Below are 15741 nucleotides of genomic sequence, written 5' to 3'. Positions count from 1 at the left end.
GGGCTACATCTCCAATCCGTCATCGGGAGTAGGACTATCCAGTTCGGCTTCCTTGGCGCCTTCGCGAGTTCGGCCATCACGGCCCCGGTCATCGACCGCTTCGCCCAGCTCACGGGCGGCTTGCGACTGGCGCTGGGGCGCAGTCTTTGCCGGTTGCTGGACCGGCTTCGGTCCCGCCTCGGGATCGCGGGCATGGGACTGGGACGGACCACCAGCGATCTGCTGGCTGACAATCATCGAACGCCCCAGACTCGACACCGGGAGATCGCTGGGACCGATAGGCGGCGACGCCGGGAAGTTCAGTTCTTCTCGGCTCGGGGTGACCGCACGGGTTTGCCTCAAGGCCTCATCAGGCTCGGTGTCCCTGGCCAGTTCGAGCTCTTCTTTGGTTTCGCGGCCGCCCGCCTCATCGCCACCATCACCCTGCGGTTCGCGCATGAATTCGATGGGCTCAACATGCTGGCGCAGGACATAGCCTTCGGCGACCTTGGGATAGTCCTTGTAGGTGAGTTTGATCCGGGCGGCATCGAAGCCTTCGGGGAACACGAGAAAGCCCCTCAGCGAAGGCAGCTTCATGATGTCGTCGGGCAGCACGAGCGGCTGCACTTCCGAGCGCGGGGTAATCGTCGCGGCGTCGCGGATGTTGGAATAGCCGTAGCTGTAGGCCTCATCCATCATCCGCACTTCGCGGTGACCGATGTAGTCCGAGCAATGCTCGGCGGTGTCACGATCGGCAGCAGCCAGGATCAGCTTGGTTCGCGCGAGCGAGGCGAGGTTCTGCGCCCCTTCCTTGCCGTAAGTCTCGGCCAGCTTGGCGAAGGAATGGATGCCGAGCACAAAGGCCCCGCCAAAGCCGCGGGCGGTCTGCAAGCCGTCCTCGATCGCGGGCAGGCGGTGCAGCGCATGGACCTCGTCGAAGAAGAACCAGGTGCGCAGGTCCCGGGTGCGCGGCAGGCGCATCAGCGTGTGGACGGCAAGGTTCATCCAGAGTGACAGAAGCGCCCGGTTGAGCACCAGTTCGTTGTGCGAGGAGGTAATGAACAGGATTGCGCCCGGCTTGTCATCGGCGCGGATCCAATCGCTGATCGAGAACGGCTCCTTGCCTTCGGGCAGGAACCGCAAGGCTTGGGCGTTGGTGTTGAACACCGCGCGAATGGACTCGGCCATCTTGGCGGCCTCGGGCGCGGTCAGCGGGTCAGCTACAGTATGTTCGAGGAGCTTATGGACGTCCTTGAGGTCGGCCATCATCAGCCGACTAGCGAGTGCCTGGTTGGTCGCCTCGCCGAGCTTGATCAGCTTGATACACGTCTCGACGAACAGTGTGCGCGCCGCCAGCATCCAGAAGGGTTCTGCGCCGCCGCCGTCGGCAGGAAGCAGGGCGGCGGCGATCCCGGTGAAGTCGGCGTGATTTTTGGCTTCGGCGAACACCGACCAACTCGGACAACGCTCATCCATCGGGTTGAGGATGGTGTCGGTCTTGGGGTTATAGAACGCCTCGACGTAGGCCCCGGTCAGGTCGAACACGACCGCCCGATCGCGCCGCACGCGCATCTGCGCGATGAGCGCGCGCATCTGGGTAGTTTTGCCGGTTCCGGTCGAGCCGATCATGATCGTGTGAGCTTGCTCTGTCCGCCACGGAAACGGCACATCGGCCATTGAGTAGGCGTGGTGGATGCCCGCAGCCTTGCGCTCGACAAGTGGCATCGCGAGGACACCTTGGAGCTTTCTGCCCGGCAGCCGCTGGGCGACTTCCAGCTCCAGCATATCGCGGTTGTGGGCGTTGATGACTTCGGCCAGCTGGGTGCCATCAACCAGCATGGCACCGCGCTGGTGTCGCTCTTCGAGGATCGACTTGCCGCGCCGTTTCGAGAAGTCGATGAACCACACCGCGATGGGCACGGCGACGAACAGCGAGATGAACAGTGATCCCCAAATGGCGCGCATCAGCTTGTTCCACGCGATCACGACATCGGGGTGGCTGGCGATCATCGAAATGGGCGCGGGGATCACTTCGCCCGAAGGCAGCGTCAGGTTAAGGATCTTGCGCGGATTGAACTCCATGAAGCTCCATCCGGCCGCGTAGATCCGCATCAGGATCATCTGCACTTCGTGCTCGTGAAGTAGCAGAGCGAGGACGATCGAAAGCGCCATAAGGAAGGTAAAAAACCACACCAGCAGCGGCATCTTCGCCGAGGCGAACCACATCATGAATTCGTGTGTGATGAGCTGCGAGCCGCGGGTGAAGTCGCCGGCGTTGCGGGGCATCTTTCCGCGCGCCGAATGGTGCTGGAGTTTGCCCGGCCGCGCCCGGTCCGACCAGGTGTCAGGACGCGGCACAGACCGCCTCCATCCGCGCCTCGGCTTCAGTGATCAGCGCGGTATGAACGTCGGGGTACTGGCGCTGGACAATGAGGTCGGCAACGAGGAACAGATATTCGGACGAAAACTGCCGGCGCCGGTCCTGTTCCGAGGTGCCCGAAATGGAGCCGAGGAAATGCTCCAGTGCGATTCGCAGGAGGTTGGAACGGGAGACCTGTTTTGCGCTTGCTGCAGCCTGCGCCGCATCGGCCATGGCTTGCGGAAGCCGGACCGTAATCAGAACTGTTTCTGTCATCGCCAAACCCTTCGAAAAGGGCCCGGCGGGGATTGCGCGATGCCTATTTTAGGCGATCCCCCAAAGCTTGGCAAGCAAAGCCATCGCTAAGGGGCGGCGTATTACATTGTAATACCGCGAGAATCCCGTATATTCAAGGGGTTCAGACGCTTGCGCCTCACTGTATTACAAAGCGCATCATTTCGCATCACCTGTAAACGCACGTATTTCCGCCAGTTTTGGGACAGTCCTGCCGTGTAGGGTGTGCACCCTTTCCCCTTGATCCTGTAGCTTTGATGGCTCGTGGATTTTGGTGATCTACCCCGAATCCGGATGGGCATTGCACGGGCTGTCAGCGGCATGCCGACGATGCAGTTTTGCCCGGGATGGGCCTCGCTAGTCAGGGCAAATAGGGCAAGGGCTTGCCAAACTGGCCAAGATGTCGATCCTCGCGCGCGGGAGGTTTCAGCACCAACCCACGAGGTACAACCATGGCCAGAAAAGGAAATCTCGAAGCCGAAAGACAGGCAATCGCAAAGGAGCGTCAAGCGCTGGAAGCGCGCGAGGCGAAACTGCGCGATAGCGAGCGGGCCGCAAGCGTCGAGCTGATGCACAAATCAGTTCTCGGCAAGGCGCCGTTCGAGAGGGTCGAAATGTTCTTCGCCGCTCTCGGGAAGCTCGGTCTGGACGAAGCCGAGAAGCGCCTTCGGGCAAGCTGAAACCGGCCTCGGCAGAGGCCAGCGCAGCCGGGGTTCGATGCCCCGGCTGCGCTTTATCTTCACACGCAAAAAAGGGGGGCCGGAGAGCCCCTTGTCGGTGCCCTCCGGCGCTGCGATCGATGATCATTTCAGAACGGGCAATCCGCGTCCCATTCGGGATCCATAATCACGCTCATGAAGCTTGCGGCGCGTGCAATGTTCGCTTCGTCAAAGTCGTCGGCCATCATGCCCGGGACGGAATGGACGATCCGGTCGATCAGGTCCTGGGGCAGGGCGTTGTAGTCGCCTTCGTCGATGGCGAGAAAGCTGCCGAATTCGTCCTCAATGACATGCTGGTCGAAGAAGCTGTGCTGGGCCCGGACAGTCGCGGCGCGCACTGCAGTGTCATAGCTGATGGGATCGAAAGCCGGGATGTCGAGGGTCTTGGTAAGAGCGTTCATGTGAGCCTCCTGTCAAAGGAATTGAAGAGGTCTCTTCGGGGATGGCCGAGCTTGGCCCGGGTCAGGAACGGGCCGGCATCGGCCCGCCGCGCAGCGGGGGTGGGGGAGCCGATTTTTTCGCCTTCTTCAGGCGTAAAAATTGGGGGAACCGCCCTTCTTGACGCGGGACAATGGCGGCCATCATGCTTGGAATTCTGCGAGAGTGTTTAACCCTGTTGGGAAGCACCCATGTGGCCCCGGGCACAGCTCTCTCTCGCCCGGCCGATGCAAAGCCTTCGCGTCCCCGCCAGCAGGCCGTCAGGCCATACCTGGCGAGGGCAAGAAGCGAGCGAGCCGGGCCATGAAAGCGTGCGTCCCGATCGACAAAAAGAAGGGCATCCAGCGGTGAGGCCGGACACCCTTCTGGTTGATGCAATCGGAGCAGACCCCGCTCAGAATGGCGGGAGTTCATCGCCATTGACAGTCCGCTTCATCGCAGGCCGCTCAGCTTGTGCCGGGGTCTTGGTCCGCGCCGTGGGAGCCTCGTTCTGGACCGAAGCGTCGCGCACGATATGGAGGGGGATGCGTGCTTCACGGAGCCGGTCAGCAAGGTTCGCCTGGATGCCGCCGCCGCTGCACACCACCGCCTCGACAGGCTTGAACGAGAGCATGCGGGCGTTGCGTTGATAGGGTGCCGAAGGTCCCCGCGAGGTGTCGGGCTTGCACAGGATCACGGGCACATTGTGGCGCGATGCCCAAGCTGCTGCGATCACGTCCGCACCCTTGTTCTGGGCGGTCGTTGCCAGCGCCATCGACGGGACCCGGGCATGGATCGCATCGAGATAGTCTTCAACGAGGGCAATGTCTGTGAACTGCTGTCCGCCCGAGAACACCACGACCGGACCCGATGGGGCAAACTGCTCGCGCCGCTGCGCCTTCTGTGCCGCGAGATAGTCGCGCGCTTCGATCATCGATGCATTGGTCTTGGATGACACCCTGGACCCACGCACCGGCGAGAAGGGTCTGCCGGTTTCGACAAGGTAGATCCGCGCGGCATGGTCGCGCATGCACTCCATCGCATCGCGGCATTCGGCAAGGCTGCGGGCCTGCATGGTGAGGTCCTCAAGGTCGGTCGCGTAGACCTCGCTAGGATCATATTCGCGCAGCTTCTCCTGCAACCGGTTTGCCATGGAATCTTCGCGGTCATCGAGGCGTTTGGCGACGACATGAAAGCTGTTGGCGATGCCCCATGCGACTTCGCTCGCGAAGTCCTCCATCCGGGTGTCACGGAACAAGTCGAAGACCGTTGCCAGCATCATCTCAATCGCCGCTTGCGCTACATCGGGATCGGGCATTTCGGCAGCGCTCGGCTCATGCTCGATCGAGAGCTTGGCCAGCTCGGTCTGCTCCATGAATGCCCGGGCGTAGTCGGGCGTGGCGATTTCGCGCGCATAGTGTTCGGCAAGGTCGGCGAAGTTCGAGAAACGGTCCGTCATGATAACCTCCAAAGGGAATTGTCTCTCATCACGCTGATGAAAGATGCCCATCGGAAGGACGCCGGAGTCAGGCAGTCAGGGACGGCGGCGCGCACGCGCTGCCGCCGCGAGCAGCGGGCGTGGGGGGAGCCGATTTTTGTTCGCAAGGCGATAGCCGCAGCAGGCCAAAATCGGGGGGCACCCGCGATCCTTGACGGCCGCCAATCTCCCAGGCGTCATGCTATGGCGATGCTGATTTCGCTCAGCCACCGAGATGAGAGAGAGATTACGGTTTTGCCCCCGAACCCCATTTGGGCGTTCGGGGTTAACCGCAAAACGCCATCTCCTTTGCGCCCCGCTTGATTGCCGTGGCTGAAGGATGTTGGTGGTTGTCGCGGGGCGCGCTCGCTGCGCCGTTGTTGGCGGCGCCAGCAACAAAAGATGGACCCCTTGCCGGAGCCAGTCAGTCGGCCCGTGGCCCGGTGCATCGCACGGGCGCGGGACGGCGACGGAGGCGAAGGCAAGAGTGCCGGCGGCCCAATGCAGGAAACCCCGCACCCGCAGGAGCGCGCCAGCAAGGCGCGCGGGACCGAGTGCGGCAATTTGGATAGGGCCGCTCCTTCACTTCTGACCGGCGATGTCCGGCACCCTGCTGATCATCATCAGCGAACGCCCGGAACTCGGGTGCTGATAATCAGCAGTCATGCGGTGATTATGATCATCATGGCCAAAGAGAGGTCTTTTGCAGAGGTATGGTTTGTTAGAAATATGTGTGCTAATTTCTAACGAAAGGAGCACACGAATCAATGTCCGCCATGGCCGACAAGATCATGAAGCGCATTCGCGCGAAGGGGCGGGGGTGGGTATTCACCCCCAAGCATTTCATCGACTTCGGCACACGCGGCTCGGTCGATATGGCACTGTCGCGCCTAGCGCAGGCTGGGGAGATCCGCCGGATCGGGCGCGGCCTCTACGACTATCCTCAGTTGCACGACAAGCTGGGCGCGCTGACACCCGATGCCGAGATGATCGCTCAGGCCGTATCGGCGCAAAGCGGCGACCGGCTCGCTCCCTCGGCAGCGGTAGCGGCGAACAGGCTTGGCCTGTCGACGCAAGTGCCTGCCAGGACGAGCTATGCGACGACAGGACGAACCCGCGTGCGCCAGGCCGCTGGCCGAAGCGTCACGCTGAAGCACAGCCGCGCACCAGTGCTGGGCAATGCCTCGGAGGCTGCCAACGGCGTGGTCCAGTATCTGGCTGGACTGGGGCGCGCCAACGTCGATGCTGATGCGATTTCGCAGCTTGCCGCGCGGCTTGATGACAAGGATGTGCAGGCACTGCTCAAGGGCCGCGCGCAGATGCCCGGTTGGATGGGCGATGTCGTGCTGAAGATCGGGGCGGCGCACCATGGATGAATTTGCCCGGCGGCCTGCCGAAGATCGGCGGGCGTTCTTTGCCGAAGCAGCCGCACGCCGCGACCTCACGCCGCTCATCGTCGAGAAGGACTTCTGGGTGTGCTGGACCCTGCGCCGGCTGATGGGCGTATCCGAGCTGGCCAAGGTCCTGACCTTCAAGGGCGGGACCTCGCTCTCGAAGGCATTCGGGATCATCAAACGGTTTTCAGAGGACATCGATCTCACCATCAATCGCTCAGCGCCGCTGCTCGGCGAGGTTGCTTCGCCGATGGCGAGCGACATCAGCGGCAAGGAGCGCGAACGGCGCGGCAAGGCGCTCGGCGCTGCCGCGCAAGACTGGGTTGGAACGATCCTCCTTCCGACGCTCGCGCAAGCGATCGAGGCAGCCTTGGGCACCCGTGATGGTTGGAGCATCGAGGCAGATCCCGATGACAAGGATCGGCAGACCGTCCTGTTCAACTACCCGGCATCCTCGGGCTACGGTCTCGACTATGGCAATAATTATGGGGGGCGTACCGGCTACGTGCAGCCGCGGATCAAGCTCGAGTTCGGGGCAAGGGGCGACCCTGAGCCATTCGAGCAGCGGAATATCCTGCCCTATGTCGCCGAGGACTTTCCGGGCGAAGTGCCCGATGCGGTGACTGCCGTGCCAACGCTTGCGCTCGAAAGGACCTACTGGGAAAAGGCGACGATCCTGCATGCGCTGCACCACAGCGGCAAATTGCGACCAGGCCTGTCGCGGCACTTCTACGATGTGTTCATGCTCGACGCGTCCGGGATCACCGAGCGGGCTCTGGCCGAGCGTGTGTTGCTGGAACAGGTCGTCAAGAACAAGAGTCTGCTCTTCGCTGATGCCAAGGCCTCCTACGGCACGGCGCAGCTCGGCACACTGCGGCTCTCGGTCACCGACGCGATGCGCGACGAACTTGTGGCGGACTACGCCGCCATGGCGGAAATGTTCATGGAGGATCCGCCGGCGTTCGAAGAACTGGTGTCCCGCCTCGCGGAGATTGAGGAGCGGATCAATGCGGCCGGCTAGCCCGCAAGGGCACCGGCAACGCGATGGGAGAAATTCGCACGATTTGTGGGAGAAACAGCCCACCCAAGGCGGGCGATGACATCTCTACTTGGCGCAACAATCCAAGATCGATAATAGTGATTATGTTAATTATATCAATTGCTTAGGCTAGTTTTTCGGAAAGCCGGGGCCAGGAATGAAGCCAATCTTTTTCGCGTATTCGCTGTTCGTAAATTGAACGCTTGGCAAACACGAAGCGCTCGGTGGGGCGTAGAATAAGGTTGAACAGGTCCTCAAGACCCAGCGGGGCTGCAAATTCAAATCCATGTGGCGTCAACCGGCGCGCCGCAACAGCAGTTGCAGTCTCGGGCCAATATCGCATCGCATCTACCGCAGAATGATAAGAGCTGTCGCCATTGCGCAGGTGCATCCGCGCTTGGTTCTTGACCGACCAGCAGATTGAAGGCTCCGCTGTCCTCAGTTGTTCCTCGTGCTTGCGATCCACAGTTGGATCGAGACATTGCGGATCGAACCAGATCACATCGACGTCACCTTCTATTGGCTTAGCTTGGAGGCCATGAAGATGATCCCACACTGCATTGCGCACAAATCCCGCAGCGATCCAACAATCGGGTAAATTTAGAGTCTCGCTTCTGGGAGGAACCCCTCCGACTTCAGTCGGATACTGGCTTCAGCCTTAGACTCGCTCGATAGCCTGTAACCTCGGAAAAAATGAGACAGCCCGTAGGGCGTTGAGTCTCATTTTTTCCGAGGTTACAGGCTATGGGCTACAAGAGCGGTTGTCACACGACTTTTCATCATCGCTACCATCTCGTCTGGGCACCGAAGTACCGTTACAAGGTGCTCATCGGCGATGTGCGCCTCAGGGTGCGCGAAATCATCAAGCAGGTATGCGACGAAATGGGCGTGACCATTGTCAACGGCGCACTGTCTCGCGATCACGTCCACATGTTCGTCGAAATCCCGCCGCACGTCTCGGTCAGCGACTTCGTGCGCCGTGCCAAGGGCCGGTCATCGCGTAAAATCCAGCAGGAGTTCGAACACATCCGCAAGCGCTATTGGGGACAACGCTTCTGGCAACGGGGCTACTTCTCGACCACCTCCGGCAACATCACCGATGACATCATCATCCGTTACCTGGACCGACATACCCACAAGGACGGCTTCAGCCCCTCCACGTGATCCTACCGGCGTCAGCCGGTTAGTCATTCAGTTCGTTGACCAACCCCAAAAGATTCCATCTTTGAGGGTCAGCCCGAAGAATCGAGTATAAAAGTGACCCAAAGGGTATTTGGCTCATGGTTGGTCAGGCTGAACCGAAGGCCACCCCCAGTTTCTTTCGCGCTTTGGCTACCTTGGTAGGCTTGGCCTGCGGCTTTTGTCCGGGCTTGCGGCCAAGGCCGATCCGGACCGCCAGTTCCTTGCGCTTGGCGGCATAGTCGGGTGCGACCATCGGATAATCAGCTGGCAGATTCCAGCGCAGGCGGTACTCGGCCGGTGTTAGGCCGTGATCGGTGCCGAGGTGACGCTTGAGCATTTTCATCTTCGCGCCGCAGTCGAGACAGGTCACGGCTTCGGGCTTGACCGACGAGCGGACCGAGACCGCAGGTGTGAGCTTTTCCTCGACCGGCTCGGGCGCCTGGCCGAGCACGGCCAGCGAAGCATAGACCGACTGGATCAGGCCCGGCAGATCACTTGCCGAGACCGAATTGTTGCTGACATGAGCGGAGACGATGTCCGCAACGTGGTCCAGCAGGGTTTCATCGGCCATGATCTTTGCGCTTCCTCGAATTGGCGATGGTGGACCCTATGGGTCCATGCGAGAAATTGCCAGTTCACGCGCGTGTATTCATGGGAACCATGAACAAAAAATGGGACCAGCATTGCTGCCGGCCCCGTGAAAGTCTTGGGAGAGGATGCCTGAAAGGCAAACCTGATATGGGTCGAGGCCGTTCATGCTGCAAGTGCGAAAAGAGCGTGGCTTGTTGAATTATTCGCACCGCTTAATGTTCGAGACACCCGAAGGGAGGCGGCGCTGCCGCCTCCCGGTCTCGGATCAGAGGAAGAGGACTTCCTCGGAGACGATCTCGACCGCGTAGCGCTCGACGCCTTCCCGGTCGGTCCACTTCGAGTAGTGGAGGCGGCCCTGGACCTCGACCAGATCGCCCTTCTTCTTGTGCTTGGCGACCGAAGTGCCGAGGCCATTGAAAGCGGTGATGCGGTGGAACTCGGGGAGCGTCTCATTATAGCCCGCCTCATTCTTGACCGTCTTGCCGTCGACCAGCTTGGGGCGATCGGTGACGAGGGTGAAAGAGGTGATTGCGGTCTCGCCAGCGTGGCGGGTTTCGGGGGCGGACGCGATGCGGCCAATCAGGATGACGAGGTTCTTCATGGGTGTTCTCCGGTCTTGAATTCGGCGGAACCGCCCGCCGATAACCCAGACAGGCGGCGCCTGAAGGCCCGGGCCCGCACCGAGCGCCAAGAATCACGCAGGCGTGAGGGAAACCCAAAAGCGAGGAGTGGTGCGGTAAGCCCGCAGGGCTTCACGGTCCGCTGCTTTTGGGTTGCGGCCAGGGACTGGCGCCGCAGGGTTCATCGGCAAACGAAGGGCGGTTTCGTCAATTCATGCCGGAAATCAGCAAGACCCAGAACCCGTCAGCCCTGGTCGCTTGTCAGCCCCGCCCCGGATCCGCCTTGCGGCGCTTGCGCGCCCCTCCCTCACCGGTATCGCCCGCCCCGCACGGCGGGAACCTCAGAACGCGGTGCTCCGACCCTAGTCCCATCCATCAAAGCCGCCGCGGGCCTTGGCACTGGACCTGCACCAGTTAGTGCGCCCGAGGTCCACGCAGCCGCCCACCGCAATGGACTATCAGCGCCAAGGTTTGGCGAGACCCTGCGAAATGAGGTAGTCACCGGCATCAACGCCACCCACCGAGACGGTGGCCAGCGTCCGTCCATAACGATCGGTCCCGAGCCGCTCGATCATCACGCGGCCCCGCGACAGCAGCCGGACCAGTGCCGCCCGCGAAGCCTCGCCCGCACGATAATCGCACCATGCGTAGGACACTCGCCGGTCATGGCACTTGGGACTGTCGGGCAGTTCGGGAGCATCGATGTTGGCGATGCGCACCCGCTCGCTGCCGCAGCGGATAGTGTCGCCGTCGTGGACGGTTGGAGAAAGACACAGGACGGCGGCGGCAAGAAAGACGGGCATGTCCGCAACCCTAGCGCCCCTGCCCCTTCGCGCCAATGGCCCCGATCGTCACCCGCAGGGCCGGCATCCATGCCGGCGAGCTTGGGTGGGCGGTGGTGCAACAGCGCCGACGCGCGCCCTAGCGAATAGAGCGGGTTGCCCCCAGCCCGCGCGGGGCGCGGGCGCCGGGGTGCCCCTTCCACGCCGCTCCCTCGCCAACCCGCCCGAAGCCCGGTATCATCGCCAGCGCAGATATCTCCCGGGACCCGCTGCCGCAGGCAGGGCCGTGTTCAATCTCCAAGGAGGAGACTCGATGGTTGATGATTCAGACATGCCAAGCGCACTGCAGGTGGCACAGGCCGTGTCGGCAGTTCTGGGCAAGAAGCTCGCCGATCAAAGCGCCAGCGAGATCGTCCTGACCCGCGAGGAAGCAGCCCTGTGCCTCGGGCTTGCCGAGGGCGTGGCCGAGAACCTGGCACAAAGCGAGCCGGACGCCGGCTGAAAAGGCGGCCCTGCGTGGCCCCTAGCGGACCGACAGCCCGAGTTCGCCGAGCAATTGCCCGGCCTGTTCGCGCGAAATCGTCGCCCCGCGAAACAGGTTTGCATCGACCAGGCGCAGCCCGCTAAGGTCTGCGCCGCGCAGGTCCGACCCCTCGAAGCGCGAGCCTGCCACCATCGCCTCGCGCAAGGAGCAGTCCTCAAACACCGTCATGCGGAAGTCTCCCTTGCGCAGGTCCGCACCGGACAGGTCGACCTTGCGCAGCGTTTCCTTGCGGAACGAGAAGCCGGGCAGCTTGGCGCTGACCAGCAGGACTTCCTCGAATTGGATATGCATGGCGCGGGCTTCGGCGAAATCCGCGCCGGTGAGCTTCGTCCCGGCGAATTTCGCGGACGTCAGCGTCGCGCGCCGCCACGATGAGTTGTTGTAATCCCCGCCCGAAAAAACCGCTTCGCTGAGATTGGCGCCGACGAAGCTGACGAAAGGTGCGCGGCAGGACTGCCAGACCGAGCCTTCCAGTTTGGTCCCGCTGCAGTCAGCCTTGCGCAGATTGCAGCGTTCGAACCGCCAGCCCGTCAGGTCGAGACCGGAGAGGTCGGCCTCCTCGAGGTCGCAATCGGTCACGACCTGCGGCGCGCCGCCGGCAAGGGAGGCAAGGTCGCTGCGCGCCAGCGTCCGGCCGGACAGGCCGCGAGGAGAAAACAGGTCGTCCATCCCCCTGCCCTAGCCGTCAGTGCCCGGGGCCGCTAGGCTCGCGGCGATGACCGAAATGCGCGCAAACTTGCCGATCCTGCTGTTCGCGGCCCAGGCCGCGTTCGAGGAATGGCTGGCGCAGCAGCAGGAGGGAGCCGCCGGAGCGTGGCTGCGCATGGCGAAGAAGGGGGCTGCAATTGCCAGCCTGACCAAGGCGGAAGCGATCGATGCCGCGCTGTGCCACGGGTGGATCGACGGCCAGCTCGATAAATACGGTGCGGAGAGCTGGCTGATCCGCTTCACGCCGCGCGGGAGCCGCAGCAAGTGGTCCGAGGTCAACCGCACCCGGGCTGAGGAGCTCATCGCTGCAGGGCGCATACGCCCGCGCGGGCTCGCGGAAGTAGAGCGCGCAAAAGCCGACGGCCGCTGGGCGGCGGCCTATGCCCCGGCAAGTACCGCCAAGGTTCCTGACGATCTGGCCGAAGCGCTTGCCCGCAGCCCCAAGGCAGAGGCGTTCTTCGCCACGCTGACCGGCGCGAACCGTTATGCGGTGCTTTACCGCATCGGCGCGGTCAAAAGGGCCGAGACCCGCGCGCGCAAGATCGCCGCGTTCGTCGCCATGCTCGAACGCGGTGAGACCGTGCACGGCTGAGCCGGGCAGGCAGCAGCCCCGTAGCGCGCCATCTTGCCGGAGGCGCGCACCCGGCATAGACTGACCCCAGCGAGCCCATGCGGGGCCCGCGAAACCTGAAGGAGATGCGCGAGAGGTCGAACGGGCAGCGTCGATCGCGAGAAATTGGAGATACCCAATGATCCAACGATACCGTTTGCTCGGCCGCAGCGTGGCCGAAGGCGATGATCTGCAGCAGCTGCTTGCCAAAGCCTATGCGCAAAAGGCCCAGGTCCTGTGCGAATGCCGCCAGGGGACCGACTTGCCGCTCTACATTTCCCACCGCAATGACCGCTACGTGCTGGCGCGCTGGCCGGGCTCGGGCGCGCGTCATGCGACCGCCTGCGATCACTACGAGGCGCCTGACTACCTGACCGGCATGGGCCAGGTCCGCGGCAGCGCGATCCTCGACGATGAGACGAGCGGTGAGACCGCGCTCAAGCTTGGCTTCCCGCTCTCGCGCGGGAGCGCCCGGCTCGCGCCGGCAGCGCTGACCAACGACAAGCCGACGGTGAAGTCGTCGGGCCAGAAGCTGTCGATGCGCGGGCTGCTCCACGTCCTGTGGGACCGGGCTGAACTGACGCATTGGCATCCCAAGATGGCAGGCAAGCGCAGCTGGTTCGTGGTGCGCCGCGCGCTGCTCGAGGCGGCGGCCTCGTGCCGGGCCAAGCAGGAAGCCCTGCCCCACGTGCTGTTCGTGCCCGAGAGCTTCAGGCTGGAGGAGAAGGAGGACATTCGCGCCCGCCGCCGCGCCGCGCTCGAGCGGGTCTACCGCTCGCGCGACGAGTTGATGGTGGTGGTGGGCGAGATCAAGGAGATCGTGGCCGCCCACGGCGCGGAGCGGATCGTCCTGCGCCATGTCGGCGACATGCCCTTCGTGATGGACCCGGACATGGCCCGCCGCTTCCACAAGCGCTTCGCTGGCGATCTCGCGCTGTGGCAGGCGCAGCACGGCGGCAAGGGCGAGCAGGATCACTTCGTGATCGCGGGCTCGTTCGCGCGACGGCGCGAAGGCACCTTCGATCTGATCGAGGTCGCGCTGATGCCCGTCACCGCAGAATGGCTGCCCTACGAGACCAGCGACGAGCGCTACCTCATCGCCAAAGCGGTCGCCGAGAAGCGCCGGTTCGTGAAGGGCCTGCGCGTCAATCTCGACGCCGACACCCCAATCGCGAGCCTGGTGCTGAAGGACACCGGCGAGAATGCCTGCGCGGTCCATATCCACGACCGCGATAATGAGGTGGCCGAACCGCTTGAAGCGCTGCTTGCCGGGCAAGGTGTCGCGCACCAGTTCTGGAAGGAAGGCGAGCCGCTCCCGGCCCGCGTCACGCGGCCACGACGCTGGGAAGCGCAGGCCGCAGCCTGAAACTCGCTCAGTCTTCCGGACGGGGCAGCGGCCGGGTGGGCTGGAGATCGAGCCGGCGCGGCTTGGGCAGTGCCGCGCGCAGCGCTTCGAGGCGCGCAGGCACCTCGTCGGGGTTCTGGGTAATCTCGATCCGCTGGAGCGAAACGATCGTCCAGACCGCCAGGTCAGGCCGCTCGGTCACGTGGACCGAGTAGGCGATCGGCAGCTTCTCGGGGTAAAGCCAGAGCAGCAGCACCGGGAGCGCCGCGAGATTGGGGCGCCCGTCCACACCCAAAAGCGTGAGGACGCCCGCATCTCGATCATAGCGGCAGGTGACCCCGAGCGGCTCGGGATGGCCGACGAGGCCGAGGATGGTCGGCTTCGCGTTGGCGCCGAACACCGCATCGAGTTCGCCCGGCGGCTGCGCATCAGGGTCCGCCGCAAGGTCGGCTAGGAACAGTTCGACGGCGGCGAAGCGTGCAGCCTCGTCCGGGGTACAGGCAATTTCGAGGGAGAGCGTACGAGACGACATGGTCGAGGCTTTCGCTTGGCATCGCGCAGCGCCGCTGCCCCCATGCGTCATGACGCCGGGCCACAGGTAAGAACGACGCAAATACTCGGGGTTGAAGGATCAGAGGACGAGGTGGCGCTCGACGTGAGCGCGCTCGCGGCTCCGCTGGAGATTGTAGACGGGGACGCCGTATGTCGCAGCGATGCGCAGCGCCTGGCCGGTGCCGCCCGAGGCCTCGCCGTCGGCGGTCCAGCACAGCACGAATTCCGAAGGGCACTCGAGCGACGGCCCGAGCACCTGGAAGACGTTGCGCGTGTGAAGCGCCTGGACGAAGGCCGAGAGCCCGGTAAAGGCGGGATGATGCGCCGCAGCAATGTCGCGCGCCCTGCGCCAGAGTTCAGCGCCAAGCGCCTCGGGATGCAGAGAACTCGCCGATCCGCGCCAGCCCGCTACCGGCAGGAAGATTTGCGCATCGCGGCTAGCCCCGCGTTCGAACGCGCTGTCGGCGCCGATCGCGTGGCCCGAGCGCAGGACATAGCCGCGCTTGGTGAGCGCAAAGGCGGCGCGGGTCATCAGGCTGAGCACTTCGGGCGGCGCGGCGCGCGCGCCGATCCCGGAATAGTAGCGAAGCATGGCTGGTCTCCCCAGTGGAACACCGGCTCCAAGCCCCCCTCCCCTCAATGGCCGTCGGCATCGTCCGGATACCAGTCCAGCACCCGCGGGTCGGGATGCGCGGCCTCGAACGAGAGAATCGCCGCGTCGGTGATCCAGGTCGCGGGATCGCGCAGCGCCACATAGGCCCCGTAGAAGCGGCCACCGCGCTCGACGAATTGGGCATGGACATCCTCGGTCACGGCTTCGCTGACCAGAAACCCGGGCATGCCGTGGATATGGACCGGCGGCAGGACACCGAGCATGTCGTCGTGAAAGGCTTCGCTCACCCGCGACAGCTGGAAGCGGGCCAGCAGTGCAGCGCGCGGATCGGCGCCTGCCGTATCGCGGCTGTGGGTCATGGCACGTTTTCTCACAGCAGGACGAACGGCGGGATGTGAGAACGGCGGAGCAATATTCGACCACGGTAGCGGCGGGATAGTCCTGCTGCGGGCGGCGTAAAAGTCGTCCACCTTGAAGCCTTTCTGCCGAGTCAGGGAGGTGTGGGGATCTACAGCG

At 63.5% G+C, this 15741-nt stretch carries 18 protein-coding genes and 1 pseudogene; 7 read left to right on the top strand and 12 right to left on the bottom strand.

The features are described from left to right. Positions 1–3 precede the first annotated feature (3 nt). On the bottom strand, positions 4–2337 hold the full coding sequence (locus tag Q4610_RS19745; RefSeq protein WP_304537583.1) for a type IV secretion system DNA-binding domain-containing protein: 2334 nt from the start codon (positions 2335–2337) through the stop codon (positions 4–6). Further along, positions 2324–2614, bottom strand: a complete 291-nt coding sequence (locus tag Q4610_RS19740; protein ID WP_304537582.1) for a CopG family transcriptional regulator — start codon at positions 2612–2614, stop codon at positions 2324–2326. The genes Q4610_RS19745 and Q4610_RS19740 overlap by 14 nt, the downstream gene beginning before the upstream one ends. 470 nt (positions 2615–3084) lie before the next feature. On the opposite strand from Q4610_RS19740, the gene Q4610_RS19735 reads away from it, so the two are divergent. After that, on the top strand, positions 3085–3312 hold the full coding sequence (locus tag Q4610_RS19735) for a hypothetical protein (protein WP_304537581.1): 228 nt from the start codon (positions 3085–3087) through the stop codon (positions 3310–3312). Positions 3313–3440: 128 nt separating this feature from the next. Here the strand turns inward: Q4610_RS19735 and Q4610_RS19730 are convergent, their stop codons facing one another. Together Q4610_RS19730 and Q4610_RS19725 are read right to left on the bottom strand one after the other, a co-directional pair. After that, positions 3441–3752, bottom strand: coding sequence for a hypothetical protein (locus Q4610_RS19730; RefSeq protein ID WP_304537580.1), 312 nt, complete (start codon positions 3750–3752; stop codon positions 3441–3443). A 431-nt stretch (positions 3753–4183) separates the two neighbouring features. Beyond that, positions 4184–5227, bottom strand: coding sequence for a DUF2493 domain-containing protein (locus Q4610_RS19725; protein WP_304537596.1), 1044 nt, complete (start codon positions 5225–5227; stop codon positions 4184–4186). A 785-nt stretch (positions 5228–6012) separates the two neighbouring features. Between Q4610_RS19725 and Q4610_RS19720 the strand changes: the two genes are divergently transcribed. Together Q4610_RS19720 and Q4610_RS19715 are read left to right on the top strand one after the other, a co-directional pair. Further along, the gene (locus Q4610_RS19720) at positions 6013–6621 is read left to right on the top strand and encodes a DUF6088 family protein (protein WP_304537579.1); all 609 of its coding nucleotides are present in this window, start codon (positions 6013–6015) and stop codon (positions 6619–6621) included. Then, on the top strand, positions 6614–7660 hold the full coding sequence (locus tag Q4610_RS19715; protein ID WP_304537578.1) for a nucleotidyl transferase AbiEii/AbiGii toxin family protein: 1047 nt from the start codon (positions 6614–6616) through the stop codon (positions 7658–7660). Before Q4610_RS19720 ends, Q4610_RS19715 begins: the two co-directional genes overlap by 8 nt. 142 nt (positions 7661–7802) lie before the next feature. Here the strand turns inward: Q4610_RS19715 and Q4610_RS19710 are convergent. Further along, positions 7803–8276, bottom strand: a pseudogene (locus tag Q4610_RS19710) (nucleotidyltransferase family protein); the annotation flags it as partial. Positions 8277–8422: 146 nt separating this feature from the next. On the opposite strand from Q4610_RS19710, the gene tnpA reads away from it, so the two are divergent. Further along, a complete protein-coding gene (gene tnpA, locus Q4610_RS19705; protein ID WP_194919717.1) occupies positions 8423–8842 on the top strand; it encodes an IS200/IS605 family transposase in 420 nt (139 codons plus the stop codon). A 124-nt stretch (positions 8843–8966) separates the two neighbouring features. On the opposite strand, the gene Q4610_RS19700 is transcribed toward tnpA, so the two are convergent. From Q4610_RS19700 to Q4610_RS19690, 3 genes are all read right to left on the bottom strand, one after another. Next, on the bottom strand, positions 8967–9431 hold the full coding sequence (locus Q4610_RS19700) for a Ros/MucR family transcriptional regulator (protein WP_304537577.1): 465 nt from the start codon (positions 9429–9431) through the stop codon (positions 8967–8969). A gap of 285 nt (positions 9432–9716) precedes the next feature. Then, positions 9717–10052, bottom strand: coding sequence for a single-stranded DNA-binding protein (locus Q4610_RS19695; RefSeq protein ID WP_304537576.1), 336 nt, complete (start codon positions 10050–10052; stop codon positions 9717–9719). 477 nt (positions 10053–10529) lie between these two features. After that, complete coding sequence (locus tag Q4610_RS19690; RefSeq protein ID WP_304537575.1) at positions 10530–10874, bottom strand: thermonuclease family protein; 345 nt, start codon at positions 10872–10874, stop codon at positions 10530–10532. A 292-nt stretch (positions 10875–11166) separates the two neighbouring features. Here Q4610_RS19690 and Q4610_RS19685 point away from each other — a divergent pair, with 292 nt between their 5' ends. Continuing rightward, a complete protein-coding gene (locus Q4610_RS19685) occupies positions 11167–11355 on the top strand; it encodes a hypothetical protein (protein ID WP_304537574.1) in 189 nt (62 codons plus the stop codon). Positions 11356–11376: 21 nt separating this feature from the next. Here the strand turns inward: Q4610_RS19685 and Q4610_RS19680 are convergent, their stop codons facing one another. Next, a complete protein-coding gene (locus tag Q4610_RS19680; protein ID WP_304537573.1) occupies positions 11377–12066 on the bottom strand; it encodes a pentapeptide repeat-containing protein in 690 nt (229 codons plus the stop codon). Positions 12067–12112: 46 nt separating this feature from the next. Between Q4610_RS19680 and Q4610_RS19675 the strand changes: the two genes are divergently transcribed. Both Q4610_RS19675 and Q4610_RS19670 read left to right on the top strand, forming a co-directional pair. Continuing rightward, positions 12113–12697: a YdeI/OmpD-associated family protein gene (locus Q4610_RS19675; RefSeq protein WP_304537572.1), complete on the top strand. Its 585-nt coding sequence runs from the start codon at positions 12113–12115 to the stop codon at positions 12695–12697. A 157-nt stretch (positions 12698–12854) separates the two neighbouring features. After that, entirely contained in the window at positions 12855–14081 is a 1227-nt protein-coding gene (locus Q4610_RS19670; RefSeq protein ID WP_304537571.1) for a DUF1173 domain-containing protein, read from the top strand. A gap of 7 nt (positions 14082–14088) precedes the next feature. Here the strand turns inward: Q4610_RS19670 and Q4610_RS19665 are convergent, their stop codons facing one another. From Q4610_RS19665 to Q4610_RS19655, 3 genes are all read right to left on the bottom strand, one after another. After that, complete coding sequence (locus Q4610_RS19665) at positions 14089–14592, bottom strand: hypothetical protein (protein ID WP_304537570.1); 504 nt, start codon at positions 14590–14592, stop codon at positions 14089–14091. 99 nt (positions 14593–14691) lie between these two features. Continuing rightward, positions 14692–15204, bottom strand: a complete 513-nt coding sequence (locus Q4610_RS19660) for a hypothetical protein (RefSeq protein ID WP_304537569.1) — start codon at positions 15202–15204, stop codon at positions 14692–14694. A 44-nt stretch (positions 15205–15248) separates the two neighbouring features. Continuing rightward, a partial coding sequence (locus Q4610_RS19655; protein ID WP_304537568.1) for a hypothetical protein occupies positions 15249–15741 on the bottom strand: 493 nt, incomplete at its 5' end.

This window comes from Sphingobium cyanobacteriorum, assembly GCF_030580935.1.
Taxonomy (GTDB): domain Bacteria; phylum Pseudomonadota; class Alphaproteobacteria; order Sphingomonadales; family Sphingomonadaceae; genus Sphingobium; species Sphingobium cyanobacteriorum.
The sequence above is the reverse complement of the archived record's forward strand: the minus strand, read 5'-3'. Positions and strand labels throughout refer to the sequence as shown.